The organism is Actinocorallia herbida, from assembly GCF_003751225.1.
Taxonomy (GTDB): Bacteria; Actinomycetota; Actinomycetes; order Streptosporangiales; family Streptosporangiaceae; genus Actinocorallia; species Actinocorallia herbida.
Genome location: NZ_RJKE01000001.1, coordinates 5,408,106 through 5,427,664 on the forward strand (window position 1 = coordinate 5,408,106; position 19,559 = coordinate 5,427,664).

The 19,559-nt window shown below is 71.0% G+C and carries 18 protein-coding genes; 8 read left to right on the forward strand and 10 right to left on the reverse strand.

The features are described 5' to 3' along the window. Positions 1 to 18: 18 nt before the first annotated feature. Positions 19 to 237 (forward strand): DUF397 domain-containing protein, encoded by a 219-nt coding sequence (locus EDD29_RS24485; protein ID WP_123666657.1) that lies wholly within the window; start codon positions 19 to 21, stop codon positions 235 to 237. Between the two features lie 118 nt (positions 238 to 355). Here the strand turns inward: EDD29_RS24485 and EDD29_RS24490 are convergent, their stop codons facing one another. Together EDD29_RS24490 and EDD29_RS24495 are read right to left on the reverse strand one after the other, a co-directional pair. Then, the gene (locus tag EDD29_RS24490) at positions 356 to 1,228 is read right to left on the reverse strand and encodes a hypothetical protein (protein WP_148086079.1); all 873 of its coding nucleotides are present in this window, start codon (positions 1,226 to 1,228) and stop codon (positions 356 to 358) included. Beyond that, positions 1,225 to 2,499, reverse strand: coding sequence for a glycosyltransferase (locus tag EDD29_RS24495; protein ID WP_123666659.1), 1,275 nt, complete (start codon positions 2,497 to 2,499; stop codon positions 1,225 to 1,227). The genes EDD29_RS24490 and EDD29_RS24495 overlap by 4 nt, the downstream gene beginning before the upstream one ends. Before the next feature lie 50 nt (positions 2,500 to 2,549). Between EDD29_RS24495 and EDD29_RS24500 the strand changes: the two genes are divergently transcribed. Continuing rightward, the gene (locus EDD29_RS24500; RefSeq protein WP_123666660.1) at positions 2,550 to 3,026 is read left to right on the forward strand and encodes a MarR family winged helix-turn-helix transcriptional regulator; all 477 of its coding nucleotides are present in this window, start codon (positions 2,550 to 2,552) and stop codon (positions 3,024 to 3,026) included. Here EDD29_RS24500 and EDD29_RS45655 read toward each other — a convergent pair. The 3 genes from EDD29_RS45655 to EDD29_RS24515 all read right to left on the reverse strand — a co-directional run bounded on the left by EDD29_RS45655 (position 3,023) and on the right by EDD29_RS24515 (position 6,757). Continuing rightward, positions 3,023 to 3,169 carry a hypothetical protein gene (locus EDD29_RS45655; RefSeq protein WP_170201547.1) on the reverse strand — a complete coding sequence of 49 codons (147 nt, stop codon included), beginning with the start codon at positions 3,167 to 3,169 and terminating at the stop codon, positions 3,023 to 3,025. The two genes, EDD29_RS24500 and EDD29_RS45655, sit on opposite strands and share 4 nt — an antisense overlap. A 392-nt stretch (positions 3,170 to 3,561) precedes the next feature. After that, positions 3,562 to 4,413: a WD40 repeat domain-containing protein gene (locus EDD29_RS24510; RefSeq protein ID WP_148086080.1), complete on the reverse strand. Its 852-nt coding sequence runs from the start codon at positions 4,411 to 4,413 to the stop codon at positions 3,562 to 3,564. A gap of 25 nt (positions 4,414 to 4,438) precedes the next feature. After that, positions 4,439 to 6,757, reverse strand: a complete 2,319-nt coding sequence (locus EDD29_RS24515) for a serine/threonine-protein kinase (protein ID WP_123666663.1) — start codon at positions 6,755 to 6,757, stop codon at positions 4,439 to 4,441. A 566-nt stretch (positions 6,758 to 7,323) separates the two neighbouring features. Here EDD29_RS24515 and EDD29_RS24520 point away from each other — a divergent pair. From EDD29_RS24520 to EDD29_RS45660, 3 genes are all read left to right on the forward strand, one after another. Then, positions 7,324 to 9,318: a serine hydrolase domain-containing protein gene (locus EDD29_RS24520; protein ID WP_148086081.1), complete on the forward strand. Its 1,995-nt coding sequence runs from the start codon at positions 7,324 to 7,326 to the stop codon at positions 9,316 to 9,318. A gap of 256 nt (positions 9,319 to 9,574) precedes the next feature. Continuing rightward, entirely contained in the window at positions 9,575 to 10,975 is a 1,401-nt protein-coding gene (locus EDD29_RS24525) for a hypothetical protein (RefSeq protein ID WP_123666665.1), read from the forward strand. After that, on the forward strand, positions 10,972 to 12,138 hold the full coding sequence (locus EDD29_RS45660; RefSeq protein ID WP_170201548.1) for a serine/threonine-protein kinase: 1,167 nt from the start codon (positions 10,972 to 10,974) through the stop codon (positions 12,136 to 12,138). The genes EDD29_RS24525 and EDD29_RS45660 overlap by 4 nt, the downstream gene beginning before the upstream one ends. A 2-nt stretch (positions 12,139 to 12,140) precedes the next feature. On the opposite strand, the gene EDD29_RS24535 is transcribed toward EDD29_RS45660, so the two are convergent. The 4 genes from EDD29_RS24535 to EDD29_RS24550 all read right to left on the reverse strand — a co-directional run bounded on the left by EDD29_RS24535 (position 12,141) and on the right by EDD29_RS24550 (position 15,273). Then, positions 12,141 to 13,799 (reverse strand): hypothetical protein, encoded by a 1,659-nt coding sequence (locus EDD29_RS24535; protein ID WP_123666666.1) that lies wholly within the window; start codon positions 13,797 to 13,799, stop codon positions 12,141 to 12,143. A gap of 173 nt (positions 13,800 to 13,972) precedes the next feature. Then, positions 13,973 to 14,569 carry a TetR family transcriptional regulator gene (locus EDD29_RS24540; protein WP_246052984.1) on the reverse strand — a complete coding sequence of 199 codons (597 nt, stop codon included), beginning with the start codon at positions 14,567 to 14,569 and terminating at the stop codon, positions 13,973 to 13,975. Then, positions 14,566 to 14,838 carry a hypothetical protein gene (locus tag EDD29_RS24545; RefSeq protein ID WP_123666668.1) on the reverse strand — a complete coding sequence of 91 codons (273 nt, stop codon included), beginning with the start codon at positions 14,836 to 14,838 and terminating at the stop codon, positions 14,566 to 14,568. The genes EDD29_RS24540 and EDD29_RS24545 overlap by 4 nt, the downstream gene beginning before the upstream one ends. An 87-nt stretch (positions 14,839 to 14,925) precedes the next feature. Continuing rightward, positions 14,926 to 15,273 carry an SCO0607 family lipoprotein gene (locus EDD29_RS24550; RefSeq protein ID WP_211359877.1) on the reverse strand — a complete coding sequence of 116 codons (348 nt, stop codon included), beginning with the start codon at positions 15,271 to 15,273 and terminating at the stop codon, positions 14,926 to 14,928. Between the two features lie 280 nt (positions 15,274 to 15,553). On the opposite strand from EDD29_RS24550, the gene EDD29_RS24560 reads away from it, so the two are divergent. After that, positions 15,554 to 16,174 carry an L-threonylcarbamoyladenylate synthase gene (locus EDD29_RS24560; protein ID WP_123666669.1) on the forward strand — a complete coding sequence of 207 codons (621 nt, stop codon included), beginning with the start codon at positions 15,554 to 15,556 and terminating at the stop codon, positions 16,172 to 16,174. A gap of 160 nt (positions 16,175 to 16,334) precedes the next feature. Here the strand turns inward: EDD29_RS24560 and EDD29_RS24565 are convergent, their stop codons facing one another. Further along, positions 16,335 to 16,982, reverse strand: coding sequence for a TetR/AcrR family transcriptional regulator (locus tag EDD29_RS24565; RefSeq protein WP_123666670.1), 648 nt, complete (start codon positions 16,980 to 16,982; stop codon positions 16,335 to 16,337). 161 nt (positions 16,983 to 17,143) lie between these two features. Here EDD29_RS24565 and EDD29_RS24570 point away from each other — a divergent pair, with 161 nt between their 5' ends. After that, positions 17,144 to 18,598: an MFS transporter gene (locus EDD29_RS24570; RefSeq protein WP_123666671.1), complete on the forward strand. Its 1,455-nt coding sequence runs from the start codon at positions 17,144 to 17,146 to the stop codon at positions 18,596 to 18,598. A gap of 625 nt (positions 18,599 to 19,223) precedes the next feature. Continuing rightward, positions 19,224 to 19,505, forward strand: a complete 282-nt coding sequence (locus EDD29_RS24575) for a GlsB/YeaQ/YmgE family stress response membrane protein (RefSeq protein WP_123666672.1) — start codon at positions 19,224 to 19,226, stop codon at positions 19,503 to 19,505. Positions 19,506 to 19,559: the final 54 nt, after the last annotated feature.

The window sequence follows — 19,559 nt, forward strand, 5'->3', positions numbered from 1 at the left end:
TCAGGAGGTGCGTCCGCAGTGAGCGCCGAGTCCTTCTTCTGGCGAAAGAGCAGCCACAGCGGCAACAACGGCGGCAACTGCGTCGAGGTCTCCCGCCGACCGGCCTTTCCGCTTCCCGGCCACGCGGACGACCCCCTGACCGTCGCCGTGCGGGACTCCAAGAATCGGCACGGGGCGGTGCTCACGCTCAGCGGGCCGGTGTGGGAGAAACTGCGCGGGAGGCTCGCCGGAGGCTGATGCCTCGGCGGAAGGTCAGGGCCAGTCGGCCGGCATCGCATCGCATCGCCTGCGACGGTGGCCATCAAGCACATGTCGGACTGGCCGGTGTCGCGTATGTCCGGGGCGGGGTGCGGTGTCAGAGGGTGGCGTCGGCGCAGGTGACCATGCCGGTCATCTCGAAGGGCAGGCGGGCGCCGTCCGAGTCGACGCTGCCACCGATGGCGGCGAGGTGGAAATCGGTGGGGCTGCCGAAGTTCGCGCCGGGGAGGGAGACGGCGTTGAAGTTGGAGAACCGGACGTCGCCGCCTCCTCCGTCGAAGTATCCGGACGGGTTCAGCGCGAATCCCGGCTGCGGGCATTCGACGATCTCGTCCTGGTAGTCGACGTCGTGGTCCCGGTCGTCGGTGACGACCCTCAGGCCCTGGAGCGGGTAGGAGCAGATCGCCGTCACCCGGAAGAACCAGTTCGGGGCCAGACCGGTGTCGTCCTCATGCACGAGCGCGCTGACGGTCTTCGACGACGGAATGAGACGGGTGAGGGTCAGCTCGCCGCCGGTCGCGGGCAGGATGAAACCGGCGCCCGTCACGACCTTGCCGTCCGGGCAGGCGGCCACGCCGGGGATGGACGGTCCACCGCCGGTCGGCGACGGCACCGTCAGGATCTGGTGGCCGGGCGGCCGGTTCGCGCAGGTGGCGCGCGCCCGCAGGCCCCAGTCGGGAGCGCTCAGGGTCTCATCCTCGTGCGCGGTGACGGTGACACCGTGCTCGGTGACCTCGACGCTCTCGGCCACGACCCGCAGGTTCCCGTTGTAGATGGTGAACCCGCTTCCCACGACCACCTTGGTGCCGGGGCAGTCGACCGACACCTCCTTCCGGTCGGCGGGACCGGGCGGCGTGTACTGGTCCACGTACGCGATGCCCGTCAGCAGATGGCCGGAGGCTGAGGCGGGCGGTGCGGTGAGCATGGCGGCCGAGACAGAGGCGAGGGCGATCACGAGACGGGTTCTCATCGGGAGACCTCCGTGGTGACGAGGAAGGACAGGATGGCGTCGGCGGCCGCTCCCGGGCCGTCGGCGGTGTCGTAGAGCCGCTGGATCCGGCGGGCCGCCTCGCGGTACCGGTCGTCGGCGAGCATCCGGCGGACCAGCGGTCCCAGCCGGGAGCCGATGGCGGACGGCGCGACCCTGCGGGCGGCGCCGAGCCGTTCCAGCAGGACGACGTTGAGGTCCTGCTCCAGTTGGAGCGGGATCCCGACGGCCGGGACGCCGCAGGCCATCGCGGTCTGGAGACTGCCCTGCCCCGCGGTGACGACGGCGAGGTCGGCGTGCGGCATGATCTCGTGGCTCGGCAGCACGGGCCCGACCGCGACCCGGTCACCGGCGAGGTCGTCCAGGTCGTGGACGGTCGCCGCGACCAGCACCCGGGCTCCGGTGTCCCGCACCGCCCGCACGACGTCCCGGACCAGGGCGGGCGGCGTCGAGGTGAGCGCGACGTACACGAGCGGGCCCGGCCCGTCGAGGAACCGGGCGACGGGTTCGGGCACCGGGACGTCGAGGTGGGCGAACAGCGGCCCGGTGTACCGCAGCGCGGTGCCGGGCCGGTAGCCGCGTCCCGGACGCCACGCCGCCATCTCCGCCGCCGGGATCCCGACCACCTCGGGAATCTCCGGGACCAGCGTGAGATCGCCGAGCAGCAGCGCCGGCATGCTCGGCACGGGCTCGACGCCCAGTTCGGCGGCGATCCGGTCGAACCCCCCGCAGTACAGCCGCAGCGACGGCAGCCGCCGGGCGACCAGGCGCCGCGCGATCGGCCCCGGGACGAAGCCCGGCATCCCGTGGACCGAGGTCGGCGCGGGCAGCAGCCCCCGTTCGAAGACGGGCGGCACCCAGCTCCCCGCGTGCTCGGTGATCAGCGGGATCCCGGCGAGCCGGGTCGACAGCAGCGTGGTCAGGGTGAACCCGCTGACGGCGGCCGTGACGCCGTGCTCCCGGAAGTAGGCGGCCTCGGCCAGGGCGTAGGCCCGCAGCTCGTCGTCGGAGTACATGCTCTGGCCGGGCGGGCCGAGGCCGATCCCGGACTGGACGAACGCGGCGCCGCGCCGGTCGTCCATCACGGGACCGACCTGGTCGTAGCCGACACCGGCGGCGTCGAGGAGTCGGGTGTGGGCGCCACCGTGCACGGCGATCCGGACGGCCGCGCCGCGCTCGGCCAGCGCCTTGCCGATCTCCAGCATCCGGGACGTCTCGGAGATATAGCCGCAGTTGGGGAGGAGGCAGATCACCAGGGCCCACCTTTCGCAATATATTGCGCTTTTCGGCTAGCATAGGCGGCATGGAGACCTCTGGGAAGCCCTCACCCGGCCTGGAACCCGGCCTCGACCCCGCCGTGCGGGCGTTCCGTGTCCTGCTGACCACCGGACAGCGCCTGCACACCCTGATGGACGAGCGCCTGCGCGCCGACGGCCTCACCACCCAGCAGGCCGCCCTGCTCACCGTCGTCAAGGCCATGGACGGCCCGTCGGTCACCGGGGCCGCCCGCGCCCTCGGCACCACCCACCAGAACGCCGCCCAGATCGTCACTGCCCTCACCCGCAAGGGCTTCCTGCGCACCGAGCCCGACCCTGCCGACCGCCGCCGCCGCGTCCTGGTCGCCACAGAGGCCGCGGACGCCTACTGGCGCGACCGCGACCCGTCCGACTTCGCCGCCCTCGACACCTGGTTCTCCGCCCTCTCCCCCGCCGAACTCACCATGTTGACCTCCCTCGCCGAACGCCTCCTCCGCGCCCTCCCCGGCCCCCGCCCCACCTAGGCCCGGAGCAAGATCCATGCGGTCGGCACGGGGTCGAGGCCGGGCCGCAACGCGTGCGCGGCCATCCTGCCGATCTCCTCCACCAGCGGGACGAGCTCCGCCTCCACCTTGCGCGCGTCCGCCCCGTCAACGCCTGCACACACCCAGCCGTCCGTTCGTTTGCGGGTGGTCGCGGCTATGGGCGGTGGTCCACGGAATCGTTCTCGGCTTGGGCCGCGGCAAGGCGGGCGGTCCCGGAGAACGGGGATCGGGCAGGGCCACAGCCCTGGGCGTCGAGCCCGATGCTCTTCCATTTCAATCTGCTCTCGCAGGACTCCGAATCGGTGCGCTGCGCGGTCAGGCGCACCGTGATCGCGCCTTGCGGTAGTGCGGCGTCCAGCCTGGCTTCCGCCTCCCCGTCGTAGCCCGCGGAGACGAACTTCAAGGTGCCGGCGTCGACCTGGACGCTGCCGGCGTACAGGTGTACTTCAGGGAAGCTCAGAGGATGGGTGGGAGGCTCAGTGCGCGGTCTCGGAGGTGCTCGGGCTGCCGGGTGTCAGCAGGTTCGGCGGTAGGGGACGGCGGGGGGTATGTAAGACTTCCAGTCGGTGGGTGAGAGTGGGCCGACCTCGGCGCACAGGGCGGCTTTCAGTTCGGCGGGGTCGATGAGGTAGGTGCGCAGGCGGCCTTCGTCGTCGGTGGCCATGATCCGGGTTCCGACGGAGTCGAAGGCCATGGCGACGACCTGGATGGGGGACCAGTCCGTGCTGCGGGAGTAGAAGGAAGTGAGCGGGGGCCCGAGGGTTCTGCGTGCCTGGACGTCCCAGAGGCGGATCTGGCCGTGCCTGTCGGTCACCGCGAGCACCCTTCCGTTCGGGGAGAAGGCGATGGACGTGTCGAGCTTCACGCCAAAGCCGACGTCGGTCGGCGGGCGGGACATGTCGTTCCCGTCCCACAGCTTGACCTTGGTGTCGAGGATCCCGGGCTGCGCCGCGACGAGGCGATCCTTGCTGATCGCCCCCATTTCCGGCAGGTTCTGGTTGGGCTCGATGATGTGCAGGCCGGTGTCCAGGTCGATGACGCCCTGGTCCGGGCCGGTGAGCACGCCGCCGTTGGGCCCGAACACGATCTTCGGCAGGCCGTAGGAGCCGCTGCCCTTGCGGCCCGTGGCGGCGGCCCGGCGCGTCCCGGTGCCGAGGTCCCACAGTTCCATCGAGGGGATGCCCTCACCTGTCTGGCCGACCTTGACGAGCGTGCGGAGATCCGGGGAGAACGCGACCGCGTTGCGCCGTGGATCGATCTGTTCGCCTGTGCGCAGGGTGATCTTCTTGGCCTGGGCGCGGGTGTCCCAGATGTCGATGTCGCCGTTCTGATGGGAGTTCGCCAGGAGGCCTCCGTCTTTCGACAACGCGAACACGTCGGGGTCCAGGCGCTCATCGACGGAGAGGGGCAGCGTCGCGGTCCGAACGTGCCTCGCCGTGTCCCACAGCGCGATCTCCTCGACGCCGCGGACGGCGAGGACGGAGCCGTTTGTCGCCGTCGCGGATGGCGAAGGTCTTCCGGTCCGGACTCAACCCCATTGCGCTGTAACCGTACTTCTGCTCGGCGGAGCGGCCTTTGATCGCCTTCTTCCCGTTCATCGGCCACAGCTCCAGGGACCTTTCCCGGTAGGCGAACACGCTGGTGGGGCCGAGGATCGCGGCCTCCACCCGATGCGGGATCTTGAGCAGGCGTTCTCCCGTGGCGACGTCGTAGACGAGTGCCCGATCCTTCTCCAGGGTGATCAGGCGGGCTCCGGTCGAGTCGAGTCCCGCGTAGGGTTCCGCCGGATGGAAGGCGATGGGGCCGGGCTGCCCGGTGCGGAGATCCCATACCCGCAGCTCGTTCCCTTCCTGGACGAGGGAGATGAAGCGCCCGTCCCCGGAGATGTCCATCGCGTTCGCGGACGAGGTGTCGATCGGCCCGCCCGGGACGGTGAAGGCGTTCGCCACCGTGCCCGTGTCACCGTCCACGACCTTGATCGCGTCACCCTGCCCCCATACCTGGATGTTCTCGGACGAATTGACCAGCGACCACCCTTCGCCCAGGTCCGGGGCCGGGATGGTCGCCCTCTCCCACTGGTGGAAGAGGGTGAGCAGGGCATGGTGCGCGTCGGTTCCCCCGGGCGACAGGCTCGCGGCGGCGATCGCCAGGCGTTTGGCGGTGACGGGATCGGTGCGGCGCGTCGACACCGAGAGGTTGGCGACCCTGGAGCCATAAGCCTCGTCACGCTGCCGGGCGACCGTCCGGTTCTGCTCCTCCAGGGTCCGGCCCTGGACGATGGCGACGGCCGCGGCGCCGGTGGCGGCCAGGAGCAGAACGGCGAGGGCGGCGCTGAGCACGGTGCGCATCCGGTTCCGCCGCCGGGCCAGGGCCGCGCCGGAATCCAGAAAGGCCTTCTCCGCGGTGTTGAGGGCCAGGTGGCGGCGGTCGGCGAGCCAGGACTGCGCCTCGGCGAGTGCCGGACCTTGAAGCAGGTCGCTCTTCCTGCGGCCCCGCTCGACCCAGCTCGTGGTCCTGGCGGTGATGCCCTGGTGGACCGCGAGTCCGTCTTGCTCTGCTTTCGCCCACTCCGCGAGACGGGGCCAGGCCCGGATGAGAGCGGCGCTGCGAAGCGTCACCGTCGGCTCCTCGCGCTGGTCGTCCCAGAGGAGGAGCCCCTGGTCGGTGAAGGCGTGCAGGAGCCGATCCAGGACCGCCGGGGAGGTGCTGCCGTCGTCGAACTGCGCACGAGTCGCGGAGCGCAACGCCTCGTCCGCGTGTTCGCTGCGGGTGACCAGCCGCAGCAGCACCCTCGGCACGGCCTCCTGCGCTCCCGGGTCGAGGCCGGCGAACACCGATTCGGCGAGTTCCCCGGCCGATTGCGTGGCGGGCGTCGGCGTCAGCGCCGGGACCGCGTGCTTCGCCGCCTGCGCGGGATCCGAGGTACCCGTGAGGCGCTCCAGGATCTCTTCGGCCGTCGGGCGGCTCGCCGGATCCTTGGACAGCGCCTCCGACACGAGCGACCTGAGCGGCTCGGCGAGCATCGTGGTGTCGGGGTGGTGCTCGCCGACCCGGGACGCGATCGCATACCGGTTGTCGGCGTCGAAGGCGTGGCGCCCGTTGGCGGCCATCCACACGAGGGCTCCCCACCCCCACACGTCCACTCTGTCGTCCCCGCGCTCGCCGCGGTAGCGCTCCGGCGGCATATAGCGCAATGTGCCCTTGACCGGGCCCTCGGTCGGCGCGTGGCTCTCGATCCGGGCGATGCCGAAGTCCACGACGCGGGGGCCGTCAGGGCTGAGGAGGACGTTCTCCGGCTTCAGGTCCCGATGGACCACTCCCGCGCGGTGGATCGTGACCAGCGCCGCCGACATCCCGATCGCCAGCCTTCGCACTTCCGCCGCGGCGAGCGGGCCGTTGTGCTCGACGGCCTGCTTCAGATGCGGCCCCGCCACATGCTCACTCACCGCGAAGGGGATCGGCCCGTCGAAGTCCGCGGAGAGCAACGACGCGACGCAGACCGGTCTGTTCACCAGGAGCCAGGCCCGGACCTCGCTCCGGAACTCGGCACGCTGAGCCTCTTGCGAATCGTGCAGGGTCTTGATGGCGACCCTTTTGCCGTCGGCGTCGTAACCCTCGTACACGACCCCGAAGCCGCCTGAGCCAAGACGTCCATGAAGGTGATAGAGGCCCAGTTGCCGCGGGTCGCCCGGACGAAGCGCACTCGTCACAAAACCTCCATGAAGAACGTCGAAACGCGTCCAGCGAAGTCGATCACGTAGACGGAAACAGGCTCAGGGAAGTTCGGGACCGCAGGGACAAGATCCCGCCCGTCAGAGCCCCTGGCGAGCACGAGGCGGCTCCGGGCACGATCTGTCAGTCGTCTCGCCAGGCGTGGTGGCGGTGGTCGTGGACGTGGAGGAGTGGCGGAGGGCGCGACCGAAGTCCGCGGGGTGGCGGAAGCCCCAGCGGACCGCGATGCCGCCGATCGGGATGGCCTGTCCCGGCTGAGCGCTCCGAGACTCAGGTCAGGTCCACGCCGCGTCGGCGGAGGTGGGCCCCGTCTTGGGAGGGCGGCTCTTGGCGCCGGAGTCGCTTCGTGGATGCGGGGTCACCCGTCGCGCAGCGGAGGCGGAGGTGGATGGTGGCGGGGTGGAGCCCGACCCGGCCGGCCGGGTTCGCCGCAGGCTGATGCGGGAGGCCGAAAGTCGGGGCGAAAGTCGTCCTGTCCGACGAAGCCAAGTGAGTGACCGCTCGCCATGCTGACAGCGCCGATCATCGATGAAAGGCGGCTTCCGTGGGACGACGTGTTCTGTCCTTGCTGATGATCCTGGTGCTGCCTCTGGGGCTGGCGAGCCCCGCCACGGCTGCACCGCCGGGGCCTTCCGGCCCGCTCGGGGTGCACCAGGCGCAGAGCACCGCCGGCCCTCCGGAGGCCGGATCGGATGCGCCCGTCATCGACGATGCCTCCTCGGGGGGCCGTATCGTCAAGGCGACGACGCCCAGACCGGCGAGCGCCGCACGCGTGGTGGACGAGGGCTACGGCGACGACCAGCTCAACACGGCGCCGACGAGGTGGTGGACCGTCAACGGCTGGACCGCGGAGGAGATCTACGACTACGCGATCGACATCGGCGCCCGCATCAGCGACGTCGCCGTCCAGCCCGGCTCGCAGGTGCGCTTCACGGCCACCCTCGTCGAGAACGCGGGCTCCTACTGGGTGTCGGGCTGGGCCCTGTGGTACGGCCTCACCGAGGCCCAGGTGCTGAACTATGCCAACGCCTACGGCCAGCGGCCGGTGTCGATCAGCCGGTACTGGACCTCCGGCGGCTGGCGGTTCGCCGTCGGGACGCTGGACAACACCGGCGCCGGCGCGCGCGCCTGGTGGTGGTACTACGGCGACACGAACTACATGTTCGACCGCCAGCAGGCGACGCCGGGCGCGAGACCGACCCGGATCCGCCCGTTCGACGACGGCGGCGTCCGCCGGTTCGACATGCTCATGTCGGAGAGTTCCGCCCAGTGGTGGTGGTGGCTCGGCGGCGGAGTCGGCAACATCAACGACGTCATCCGCCAGAACGGCGCACGGATCGTCGACGCGAGCCGCAACGGCGACGGCAGCTTCAACGGGATCATGCTCCGCAACACCACCGGGTACACGCCCGGCTGGTGGTACGGGTTCACCCACGGCGAGCTGAACCTGAAGGCGCTGCGGCTGGGCGCCCGGTTGATCACCGCGCAGGGGTACACCGAGGGCGGTCGCGAGCTGTTCATCGGAACGATGAGCCGTGAGGCGGGGAACAACATCGACCTGGCCAAGGCGATGGTGCAGAACACCGTGTTCCATACCGCGCTGGCGCACGGCGGCGGCGGAGCCGTCGCCGAACTCAGCGACTCGGTGCTGGGCAGGATCGGCTTCGCCTACGGCCCCCCGCAGGACGCGCGGACGCGCATCGCGAGCGTCTCCAAGACCTTCGCCGCCGCGGAACTGATGAAGCTCGCCGCAGCGGGCAGAGTATCCCTGGACAACCCGGTCTCCACCTATCTGCCCGGTGTCAACGGAGGCGGCTCCATCACCCTGCGGATGCTGCTGCGACATACCAGCGGTCTGTACAACTTCACCGACGCCCTGCCCGACTTCTCCACCACGATGTCCCAGGGGTACACCTACCCGCAGCTCCTGGCGATCGTGAACGCCCACGCCCCGCTCTTCAGCCCCGGCGCCCGGTACAGCTACTCCAACAGCAACTACCTGGTCATCGGCATGATCATCGAGCGGGTCACCGGCTACACCTACGCCGACGCCCTGTACCGGGACATCCTCAGCCCGCTCCAGCTGAGCGGGACCTCCGTGCCGACGGGCACCGCCATCTCCTCGGTGCGGCTGCGCGGGTACTGGTGGAACGGCTCCAGCACGGTGGAGGTGACCGACCAGAACGCCTCAAGGTGGGCCCCCGGCGGCCAGATGATCTCCACCGTCTCCGACGTCAACACGTTCTTCAAGAACCTGCTGAACGGAACCATCACCGGGACCGCCGCGGCGGACCAGATGAAGACCAGCCTCGTCTACACAGGCGAGGGCAGCAAGTACGCGGGCCTTGGCATGTTCCGCTCGACCTGGTGCGGCAAGTACGTCTACTGGCACGACGGCAGCATCCCCGGCTACCGGACCTGGTCGGTCCACTCCGCGGACGGCAAGCGCAGCCTGACCTGGTCCTACTCCGACCAGCGCCGCGCCACGGACGTGAACTACGACGAGGAGTTCATCGAAAGCATCTTCTGCAACCTGTGACCCGCCCCCGGGGCCCGGCGGCGTCGATCGACGCCGCCGGGCGCCTGGGAGCGCGCCCTCCCCCACCGCACGGCGGCCCCCGATCCCGCACCGCTGTGCCTTCCTCGCCCGCCGACCTGTGGTGCCTCCCTTTCGGCTGCACCGTTTTCGGCTCCGGAGAGCCACCTCCGTCCTGAGGGCCACCGAAATCGGCGTCCGTCACGTCCAACACAGCAGAGGACGGGGGTCCTACGCGGACGAGGAGAGGCGGACCTGCATGGAGATCATCGACCAGCGATTGGCGCGGGTGACCGTCGAGACGAGGGAGGGCGGGCGCAGGACGGGGTCGGGGCTCGTCCTGGGGGAACGGCTCGTGCTGACCGCGCTCGAACTCGTCGAGGCCGACCGGCCCGTCCGGGTGGACGCCGCCGTGCGCGGCGGCGTCGTGTCCCGGCGCGCCACGGTGACCGACACCGTCGCACGGCTCGGCATCGCGCTGCTCCTCCTCGAAGAGAAGATCCCCGTCTCCGGGGCGCTGCGCCACCCCTGGGGAGCGCTGTCGGCGGCACAGCGCCGGATCGGGGCCGCGCTCACCTGGTGGCCGGAGGACGCCCCGGAAGCCAGGACCGTGGTCGGGTCGCTCGCCGACATCCGCCCACTCGGCGGCGCCGATGAGTTCGAGCGGTTCGAGGAGGCCGACCGCGGGCGGTACCTCGTCCGTGTCGGCGCGAAGACCGGCCCCCGGTTCGGCGCGCTCCTGCTGGCCGGCCGGTCCTTTCCGGTGGGCATCGTCGTCGACCGGCAGGACGGCAGGGACGTCGTCGTGTCGCTCCAGGAACTGCACCAGGACGGGGAGCTCGCCTGGCTGTGCCGGAGCCGGGAGGCGGCCCTGCCCAGGGTCGTCCCGCTGCGCGCCCCCACCCCGGCCTTCTTCATGCCGGTGCTCGGCATCCTCATCGGATCGTCCGGGATCTTCGCCGGGCTCCTGGTCGACGACTACCTCACCGGGGCCGCGGTCTGGCTGACGGTGTTCGCGACGGTCTTCGCGGCCTGGCGGCTCCAGTCCTGGTACCGCCACCGCCACGAGATCCGGTCCCGGCTCAGCGCGATCCGGTCCGGCCTGCTGGTCGCCCTGGCCCTCGTCTGCGTGTGCGTCCTGGACGGCCTGGTCTTCTTCGCCCCGGCCGCCTCCAAGGGCGGCGAGCCGTACTGCGCGTACGACGTCGCGGCGCAGATCGCCGTGCCGCTGGAACCCGGCGGCCTGATCCAGGGCTCCTTCGTCGCGCGGGCGCACGCGATCAAAGCGGTGAGCGTGATCGCAGGGCTCGACGAAACGCTGACCAGCCTCGAGGCGCCGCACCCGCTCAAGATCCGGCTTTGGGCGGAGGACGGGTCCGTCGACGTGTCGGTGAACCGCCCCGACCTCGGCGAGAACAACGGCTTCACCCGGTTCCAGTTCGAGCGGGAGATCGCGCTGGAGCGCGGCAAGACCTATCTGCTGAGGGTCACCAATGACTCCCCGGACCAGATCGTGAGCCTCTACACCACCCGCGTCGGCGGCACCGAGGTCGGCACCGTGCGCGACAGCCAGGTCCTGGTCGTCGAGCAGGTCGGCAACCCCTCCCGGCACTGGGAGGCCGGATGGGCCGTGAGCGGGTGCGTCGAGGCGCTGCGATGAGCTCGCCGCGATGGCGGGTGCCGGGCCTCCGCGAGACCGGGCCCACTCTGGACGCGCGGTCGGTGCGGGTGAGCGCCCGGCTGACCTATGTCCGGCTCCCGGATGCGGACGCGCGCGCGGCGTTCGAGGCGGACGCGCGGCGCCTGCTCGCCCTCGACGACCCGCACCTGGTCCGGTGGATCGCCTGGTTTCCCGGCCCCGGGGGCGACGTGGCCGCCGTGCTCACCGAGGATGTGGCCGGGGCCGCGCTGTCGGGGATACTCGCGCGCCACGGGCCGGTCTCCGCGGACGCCGCACTGGTCGTCCTGCGGTCGTGTCTGCTGGCCCTCGCGGCGGCGGGGCCGCATCCAGGGCTGAGCACGGACAACGTCTTCGTCACCGACGCGGGCGAGGTGAAAGTGGCCGGCTGGGAGGCGCGGGGGGCACCCGCCTCCTCGGCACACGACCCGGTCCGGCTGGCCCTGGCCTGCGTGCCGGGCCCGGTGCGGAAAGGGCCTTTGGCCGCGCTGGCGGCGCTGGACGGCCGAGATCCGGCGGAGGCGCTGGAGGCGCTGCCCGCGGTCGCGGCCCAATACGGACGGTCGTGGCAGGCCCGTGGCACCGCGGAACTCTCCCGGGCGGTCGGCGGTCTCACCCGTCGCCGCCGCCGTCCGGGACGCTGGGGCCTAGCGGGGTGCGCGGTCGGGGCGCTCGTCCTCGGCGCGTCGGCGGTCGTCGTTATCGGCGGCCAGCCGGAGCGGGATCCCTCGGCGGGCGCGACGGCGGCCCCTTCGGCATCCGTGCGGCGGTCCACCGTGCCCGTGCAGTCCGCCGCGGGCTGGCAGGCGACCGGGATCTCTGCGACCGTCGGCGAGACCGTGCGGATCCAGACCGAGGGAGGCGCCTGGACCGTGGACTACCGCATGTACCCACCGGTCGGCCCCGAAGGCTACAGCCCCGCCGTCGACCGGAGGATCTCCGCCGCCGCCGACTGCAAGGTCCATGCGGGCGCCCCCTACGGGGCCCTTCTCGCCCGCATCGGCGACGGCCCCGTAGTGCCCGTGAACCGGCTGGCCGACCTCACGGCCGAGGCCCCCGGCCCCGTCCGGCTCCGCGTCAACGACGGCGATCCCTGCCTGGCCGACAACAGGGGCGTCCTGTCCGTGCTGGTCTTCCCTCCCTGAGGTCAGGATCCGCCGCACGTGTACCGCGGATCCGATCCCAGGAACTCCGCGTTCCCAAGTGCGAACACCCCGCCGTCGCAGGCTCCCAGCCAGTACCCGCCCCCGTCCGCGGTCGGGGCCATGCCCGTGACGGGCCCGTTCAGCGGCTCGTCCGCCATCGAACCGTGGAACTCGGCGTCACCGAAGGAGAAGACACCGCCGTCCTCCGCCGTCAGCCAGTAGCCGCCCCCGGTCGGGGTGGCGTCGATGTCGACCACAGGCCCGTTCAGCGGCTCGTCCGCCATCGAACCGTAGAACTCGGCATCACCGAAGGAGAAGACACCGCCGTCCTCCGCCGTCAGCCAGTAGCCCTCCGACGAGGCGGTGGGGGCGATCGCCCGGACCGGCGCGTTCAGGCTCTCATCGGCCATGGAGCCGTAGAACTCCGCGTTGCCGAAGGAGAAGACACCGCCGTCCTTCGCGACGAGCCAGTAGCCGCCCCCGTCCGCGGTGGAGGCGATGCCCGTGACCGGCTCGTTCAGCGGCTCGTCCGCCATCGAACCGTAGAACTCGGCGTCACCGAAGGAGAAGACACCGCCGTCGGCGGCGACGAGCCAGTACCCCTCGCCGGTGGGGGTGCGGGCCATCCCCACGATGTCGTCGACCTCGATGCCCTCGTCCGGAGCCGAACCGTACGACTGTGCCGCGCCGTACTCCGTCACGCCGCCGTCCGTCGCCGCCTGCCAGTACCCGTCGCCCTCGACCGTGGCGACGGGGCCGAGTGCGGTGGGCTCGGCGGGCTCGGCCACCGGCAGGTCCTCGGGCTCGGCGGGGTCGGCGTCGGCCGCGTCGGCGGGATCCGCGGAGTCAGCGGAATCGCCGGGGTCGGCGGAGTCGGCGGGATCTGCGGAGTCGGCCGGGGCGGGCGAGGTGTCATCGGGCTCGGCGGGGCGCACGACCGGTGCGTCGTCGGGTCCCGGGGGTTCGTGGTGAGTGAGCAGCGCCCGGTCCGCGCCTTCGGGCACCCAACTGTACGAACGCGTCGTGATCGGCACCCGGTCCCGGACGAAGCCGCCGGTGAACTTGGCGTCGCTCATCAGCGGGATCGCGATGCCCGGCCGCTCGTCGGGGAAGACGCACCAGCCGGGGTCCTTGTTCAGGCCCACGACGCAGGAGGCCTCCTCCCTGATCTTCTGTTTCCAGCCCAGGACCGAGGACTCTCCGGCCCAGTGGCTCGGCACCCAGTGCAGCACCGCCTCGGCCGTCACGCCGTCCTGAAGGGGCTCGTTCCAGCCGAACGAGACGTGGTACCGCGCACCGGCCTTGAGATCGTCGGTGTCGGTTCCGGTCACGCCGGGATGCGGTTCGTTCGCGTCGTCATCGAGCGCGACGTCCTTGACCGCGTCCGGAAGATCGGTGTCGATCGTGTAGTCATCCCATTCCGCCGGAACGGTGAATCCGTAAATGTCGACGCCCACCTCGAGATAATCGTCGAGGCGCTGGAGGGAGCACAGCTCCTCCTCGGTCAGCTCGAACCAGATCTCGATCGAATAGCGGTCCGCGTCCGCGATGTCGGTGACGTCCACATCGCCGGTCCGCGGCCAGTGCGGGCCTTCGCAGTTCAGTGCGGAGGCCTCCCGCCAGCCGACCACGGCGGACGTCAGGACCACGGCGACCACCACCGTGAAAAGTGTCAGACGGTACAATCCATTGCGGCCCGTTCGACGGGCCACCGTCCCGTTTCCCATACCGAATAAACTAGGCAAGAACGCGTCCAAGCGTCAATGATCGCCATTTTCGGAAAAGACCGCAATCACTTTTATCAGGTCTTGTCCGATGTGGTACGCGAGACCACTCACGGGACTGCGATGAACGGGGCGCACGGCGCTCCGGCCGGGCCGGGGCCCGCCGGCGAGGCCGAAGCGGACGGCCTGTTCATCGTCCTCGGCAGTGCGCAGCCCGTCCGGCGGCAAGGGGCGGGTCGGTGGCCTTGGAGGGTGTGGCGGGTCACGTCGGCGAGGTTGCGGAGGGTTTCGGCGAGGGTCTCGCTGACGTAGGGGTCGCTGGGCGTCTCCAGGCGGACGGCCAGGCGGGCGAAGTTCGGGTTGCGCTGGAAGGCGCGCATCTCGCGTTCGACGAAGGCCAGGACGAGCTCGCAGGCGATGTCTTCCGCGCACTTGGCGCCGCGGCCGCTCATCTCGGCCATCACGCGGTCGGTGAGGCGGCCCTGCCGGTCGGCCCAGGCGGCGACCAGGAGGTGGTCCTTGGAGGAGAAGTACCGGTAGGCGGTACCGAGGGCGACGCCGGAGCGCTCGGCGCCCTCGCGCATCTGGAGGTTCTCGGGGCCGGTCTCCGACACGATCTCGATGACGGCCTCGGTGAGCCCGGCTCGCCGAGCCAGCTGGTTCGGGGCCATCGTGGTGACCGGCGAGCGGAAGAAGTCTTGGCTCACCGTCTGGGGACCAGTTGTGAGCGGCGCTGCGGAGGCTGCTCCATCAGCGGGCGGAGCCGCTCGTGGACGGCGGCGAGGAGCAGGTCCTCGCTCATGGCCGTGACCAGGGTGGTGAGGTGGTCCAGGGCGCGGACCGGCCCTAGCGCGGTGATGATTCCGCGGTCGACCAGCGCGAGCGTACGGCGTGCCCAGCGCAGCGACATGCCGCCCCTGGTCGGCGTGACCGTCGGACCGACGGCGGCCGCGAACCCGCGGACCAGCGACATCATCAGCCGGGTCTGTCCGGGGCCGTCGGGGTCGGGAACGACGAGGAAAGGGCGGACGGGCCGGGCATCCGGTGCGGAGCCCTCGTGGGGTCAGTCCTGGTCGGGCGCGGCGATGATGTCGCCGTTGTCGTCGAGCGTGTGGGTGTCCCAGTAGACGTCCCACTCGTCGCCGACCTCCTGCGGCACCTTGCCCTCCGGGTAGCGCGCGAACCCGGCCTCGGGCTCCGCCCCCTCCGGGAAGCAGGCGGAACCGGTGCCGCCCACGGACAGGGCGGGGTACTCACCGGTGTCGCAGATGCCCTCCCGGTACTCGAGCCCCGAGCACCCGGTCAGCGCCGCGAGAGCGGCGGCACCCGCGAGCGCGGCCGCGCCGACGCGAACCTTCACGGGACGGGACACGGTGGTGACGGCTCGCTCGGTGCCGCGGTACAGGCGCACGGTTCTCTCCATTTGCTCGGGTACCCCGAGTCTCGCGGCCGGGCGACCGCCCGCCCTGAGTCCGCGTACTCGAGATCACGCGTGCGGATACTCATGCGGCATGGCGTCGCGGGACGGGTTCGCCCGGGACGCGGGACGGGCTGAACGCCGTCGCAGGCAGCGGACTCCGGCCCGCGGTCGGCGGGTCCGTCGGCCTCTCGCCCCTCGCCCGTCGGCGGTCGGCGGTCGGCGGTCGGCGGTCGGCGGTCGGCGGTCGGCGGATCGGCCTAGGCTGTGCGTCATGGCCAAGTACTTCGATGTGCACCCGGAGAACCCGCAGCCTCGGCTGCTCGGGCAGATCGTGGATCTCGTGCGGGCGGACGGGCTGATCGCCTACCCGACGGACTCCTGCTACGCACTGGGCTGCCGGCTCGGGAACCCGCGCGGAATCGAGCGGATCAGGGAGATCCGGCGGCTGGACGAGGGGCACCACTTCACCCTCGTGTGCAAGGACTTCGCCCAGCTCGGGCAGTTCGTGCAGATCGACAACTCGGTGTTCCGGGCGATCAAAGCGGCCACGCCGGGCGGCTACACCTTCATCCTCCCCGCGACCAAAGAAGTCCCGCGACGCCTGCTGCACCCCAAGAAGAAGACGGTCGGCGTGCGGATCCCCGACCACAAGGTCACCCACGCGTTGCTGACCGAACTCGACGAACCGCTCCTGTCGAGCACTCTGCTCCTGCCGGACGAGACCGAACCGATGACCCAGGGCTGGGAGATCAAGGAGACCCTCGACCACACGATCGACGCCGTCATCGACTCCGGCGAATGCGGCGCCGTCCCGACCACCGTCGTCGACTTCTCCCTAGGCGAACCGGTGATCCTCCGCCACGGCGCAGGCGACCCGTCACCCTTCGAGTGACCCGCGGCCGCCCCGCCACCGGCCAGTGGTCCCTCCACGAGGGGCGGGGCGGCCGCCCCCGAGGTGCGCGTCGGTTCGATGACCGGTGAGACGCGCTTCGGACGTCTGACGATCACCGCTCGGCCGGGAGGGGCCGGGTGCCGTCGGCGGAGGGTGTCGGTCAGGCTTCGGCCTGGAGGCGGAGTCCTGCCAGGGTGAGCTCCAGGGCGGCGAGGAACTGCTCCCGGTCGTCGTGGCCGGCGAACTCGTCGACGATCTGGTGCACGAACGGGTATTCGGCGGGGTCGAGGGCCCGCCAGGTGTCGGCGAAACGGCCGAGGTACTCCTCGCGGTTCACGCTGCCGTCGAGCAGTTCCTGGGGTGGTTCCGCGCCCAGGTCGGCCGCGGTGCCGACGACGACACCCACGACCGCCGAGACGGCGTGGAACCGTTGCCGCGGCGTGAGGTCGAGGCGGAGCATCTGCTGGCCGAGCTTCTCGTACAGCCGCAGCGAATTGTCCTGGACGTCGGTGTTGCGCATGAAGTAGGCCGCCAGCCAGGGCCGGTCCACGATCACGTCGAACAGGGCGACGGCCATCGCGCGCAGGTCGGCGATCGGGTCATCGCCGCCCGGCTGCGCCTCGACGGCGGCCAGCACCTCGCCGACCGCGTGGTCGGTGGCGCGGTCGAGCAGTTCGTCCTTGCTCGCGACGTACCAGTAGATGCTGCCGACTCCAGTGCCCAGCCGGGTGGCCAGGGCCCGGAACGTCAGGGCCGAGGGACCCGCCTCGTCGAGCAGGCCCACGGCCGCGGCGAGAACGGCCTCCATGGAGTGCGAGGCACGCTGCCGCTCTCGGGGCGGACCATCGACGGAGCGTGTTCGCGGACGGGCCATGACCCCCATTCAACCACAGCTTGCACATCATCGAACGTTGTTCTATGTTATCGAACGTCGTTCGATGATCGGCGACGCCCCGAGAGGAGACCACCGTGACCGCCGTCACCGCCCCCGCCACGCCGCGCACGTATCCGTCCCTGCGCGCCGCGTGGATCCCCCTGGCCGCGCTCTGCCTGGCCTTCTTCGTCGAGATGGTCGACAACACGCTGCTCTCGATCGCGCTCCCCACGATCGGCCGCGATCTCGGTGGCGGCACGACGGCGCTGCAGTGGGTCACCGGGGCGTACTCCCTGACCTTCGGCGGGCTGCTGCTCACCGCGGGATCCATGGCCGACCGCCTCGGGCGCCGGCGCGTGCTGCTGGTCGGCCTCGCCGTGTTCGGCCTGATGAGCCTGTGCGTCGTCGCCGTCACGACCGCCGGGGAGCTCATCGCCCTGAGAGCCGGGCTCGGCATCGCCGCCGCGGCGATGGCGCCCATCACCAACTCCCTGGTCTTCCGGCTCTTCGACGACCAGGCACTGCGCATGCGCGCGATGACCCTGATGATCATCGTCGGCATGTCCGGATTCATCCTCGGCCCGCTGCTCGGCGGCACCGCCCTGGCCCACGTGCGGTGGGAGTGGCTCCTGATCGTCAACGCCCCCATCGCGCTGATCGCGGCCATCGGCGTCCGGCTCGGCGTCGCGGCCGACCGGCCGGAGGATCTGACCGACGACAGGCTCGACCTGCCCGGCGCCGCGCTGAGCGTCGCCGCCATCGGCCTCGCCTGCTACGCGCTGACCAGCGGCGTCGAGAACGGCTGGCTCTCCGCGATCACAATCGCGTCGGTCCTCGGCGCCGTGGCCTCGGCCGCCGCGTTCGTGCGGCACGAGCGCCGCAGCGCGTCGCCCATGCTGGACCTGCGCCTCTTCTCCGGCGGCACCGTCCGCGGCGCCGCCATCGCGCAGATCGGGACGTCCATCGCGATGGCCGGCGTGATGTTCGGGCTGATCCTCCACTTCCAGTACGCCTACGGGTGGAGCCCCGTGCGGGCCGGCCTGGCGAACCTCCCGCTCATCGTGACGATGATCGCCGCGACGCCCCTGTCGGAGTGGCTCGCGAAGACCTTCGGCCATCGCGTCGCCTGCCTGATCGGCGCCGTCTGCCTGGCCGGCTCGCTGGCCGGTCTCGCCTGGGGCGTCGACCACGGGTACCCCGCCATCGCGGTCTCCATGGTCGTGATGACCGTCGGGCTGCGCACCGTCATGACGATCTGCGCCATCGCCCTCGTCGACGCGATGCCGGCCAACCGGACCTCGATCGGCGCCGCGCTCAACGACACCGCCCAGGAGGTCGGGACCAGCGTCGGCACCGCCGTCATCGGCACCATGATCGCCGCACTGGTCACCACGCGACTGCCCGCCGGCACCTGGAGCAGCGAGCTCGTGGCGTCGTTCTTCCACGGAGAGCGGATCACCTACGCCGTCCTGGCGGTGGTCGTCGGCCTGATCGCGGCAGGCGGCGCACTCACGCTCACCGACTCCCACTCGACCGAAGAACCGGCCTGAGAAGCCCGAGCCTCCCCCGATCCCGGCCCGACCGGGTATCGAGGAGCACCGCGAGAAGGAGTCCCGCCGAGCGCTCACCGGACGGACGTCTGGCCCGTCCGGTGAACGCCGCCACGACGGCTGCCGGACCAGGCGGGAGCAGGGCGGGTCCGCCGAGCTTCGGGCGCCGCCCGGGGAGGTCGAGTCCGTGCGCCGCCGACACCGCACGTCGGCCGCCCCCTGCCCCGGCACGGTCGAAGGTGAGGCTTCTTCCCCGACTGAGCCGCCGTTTCCGAGGGCACGGGGCCGGGAGAACGACGGGGGTGCCGGCCGGAGAATGGCGGGCAGGGAGCGGCGATGATTTGCACAAGATGTGCCCCGTACCGGATAGCGGGGCGGGAGATCTCTTCTTTCCCTGCGGCGCGAGTGAGCACGGAGAGTGTGCGCTGGGGACCGCGCAGGGGTGGATCCGCCACCGAGAAGGCGATCCTGAGCTGGTGATATGCGCTGCGCTCGATGAGTAAGGGCAATTTTTGCCGTCCATGAAAATTACGTGACACACGTCTCTCTTAGCCACTAAATGGTTAATCTAATGGCATGTCGGGCATAAACGGATTACCAAATTTCGTCTTGAGGAAGAGGACACATGACCGTCGCAGGGATCATCACCGCCATCGTCATCGGCGCCATCGTCGGGATGCTGGGCAGGCTGGTGCTGCCGGGTCGGCAGTCGATCGGCGTCCTGCTGACCATCGGCGTCGGTATCGTCGCCGCACTGCTCGGTACCGCGCTGGCCCAGAGCGTCGGCGTGGCCACCACGGACGGCATCGACTGGATCGAGCTGGTCTTCCAGGTCGGCCTGGCCGCGGTCGGTGTCGGCATCGTCGCCGGCGTCCGCGGCGGCCGCACCCGCAGCGGACGCTACTGACCCCCCGGCTCGGCTCCCTTCCGGGGGTTGGGGAGCCGATCGCCGAGAGCCGCG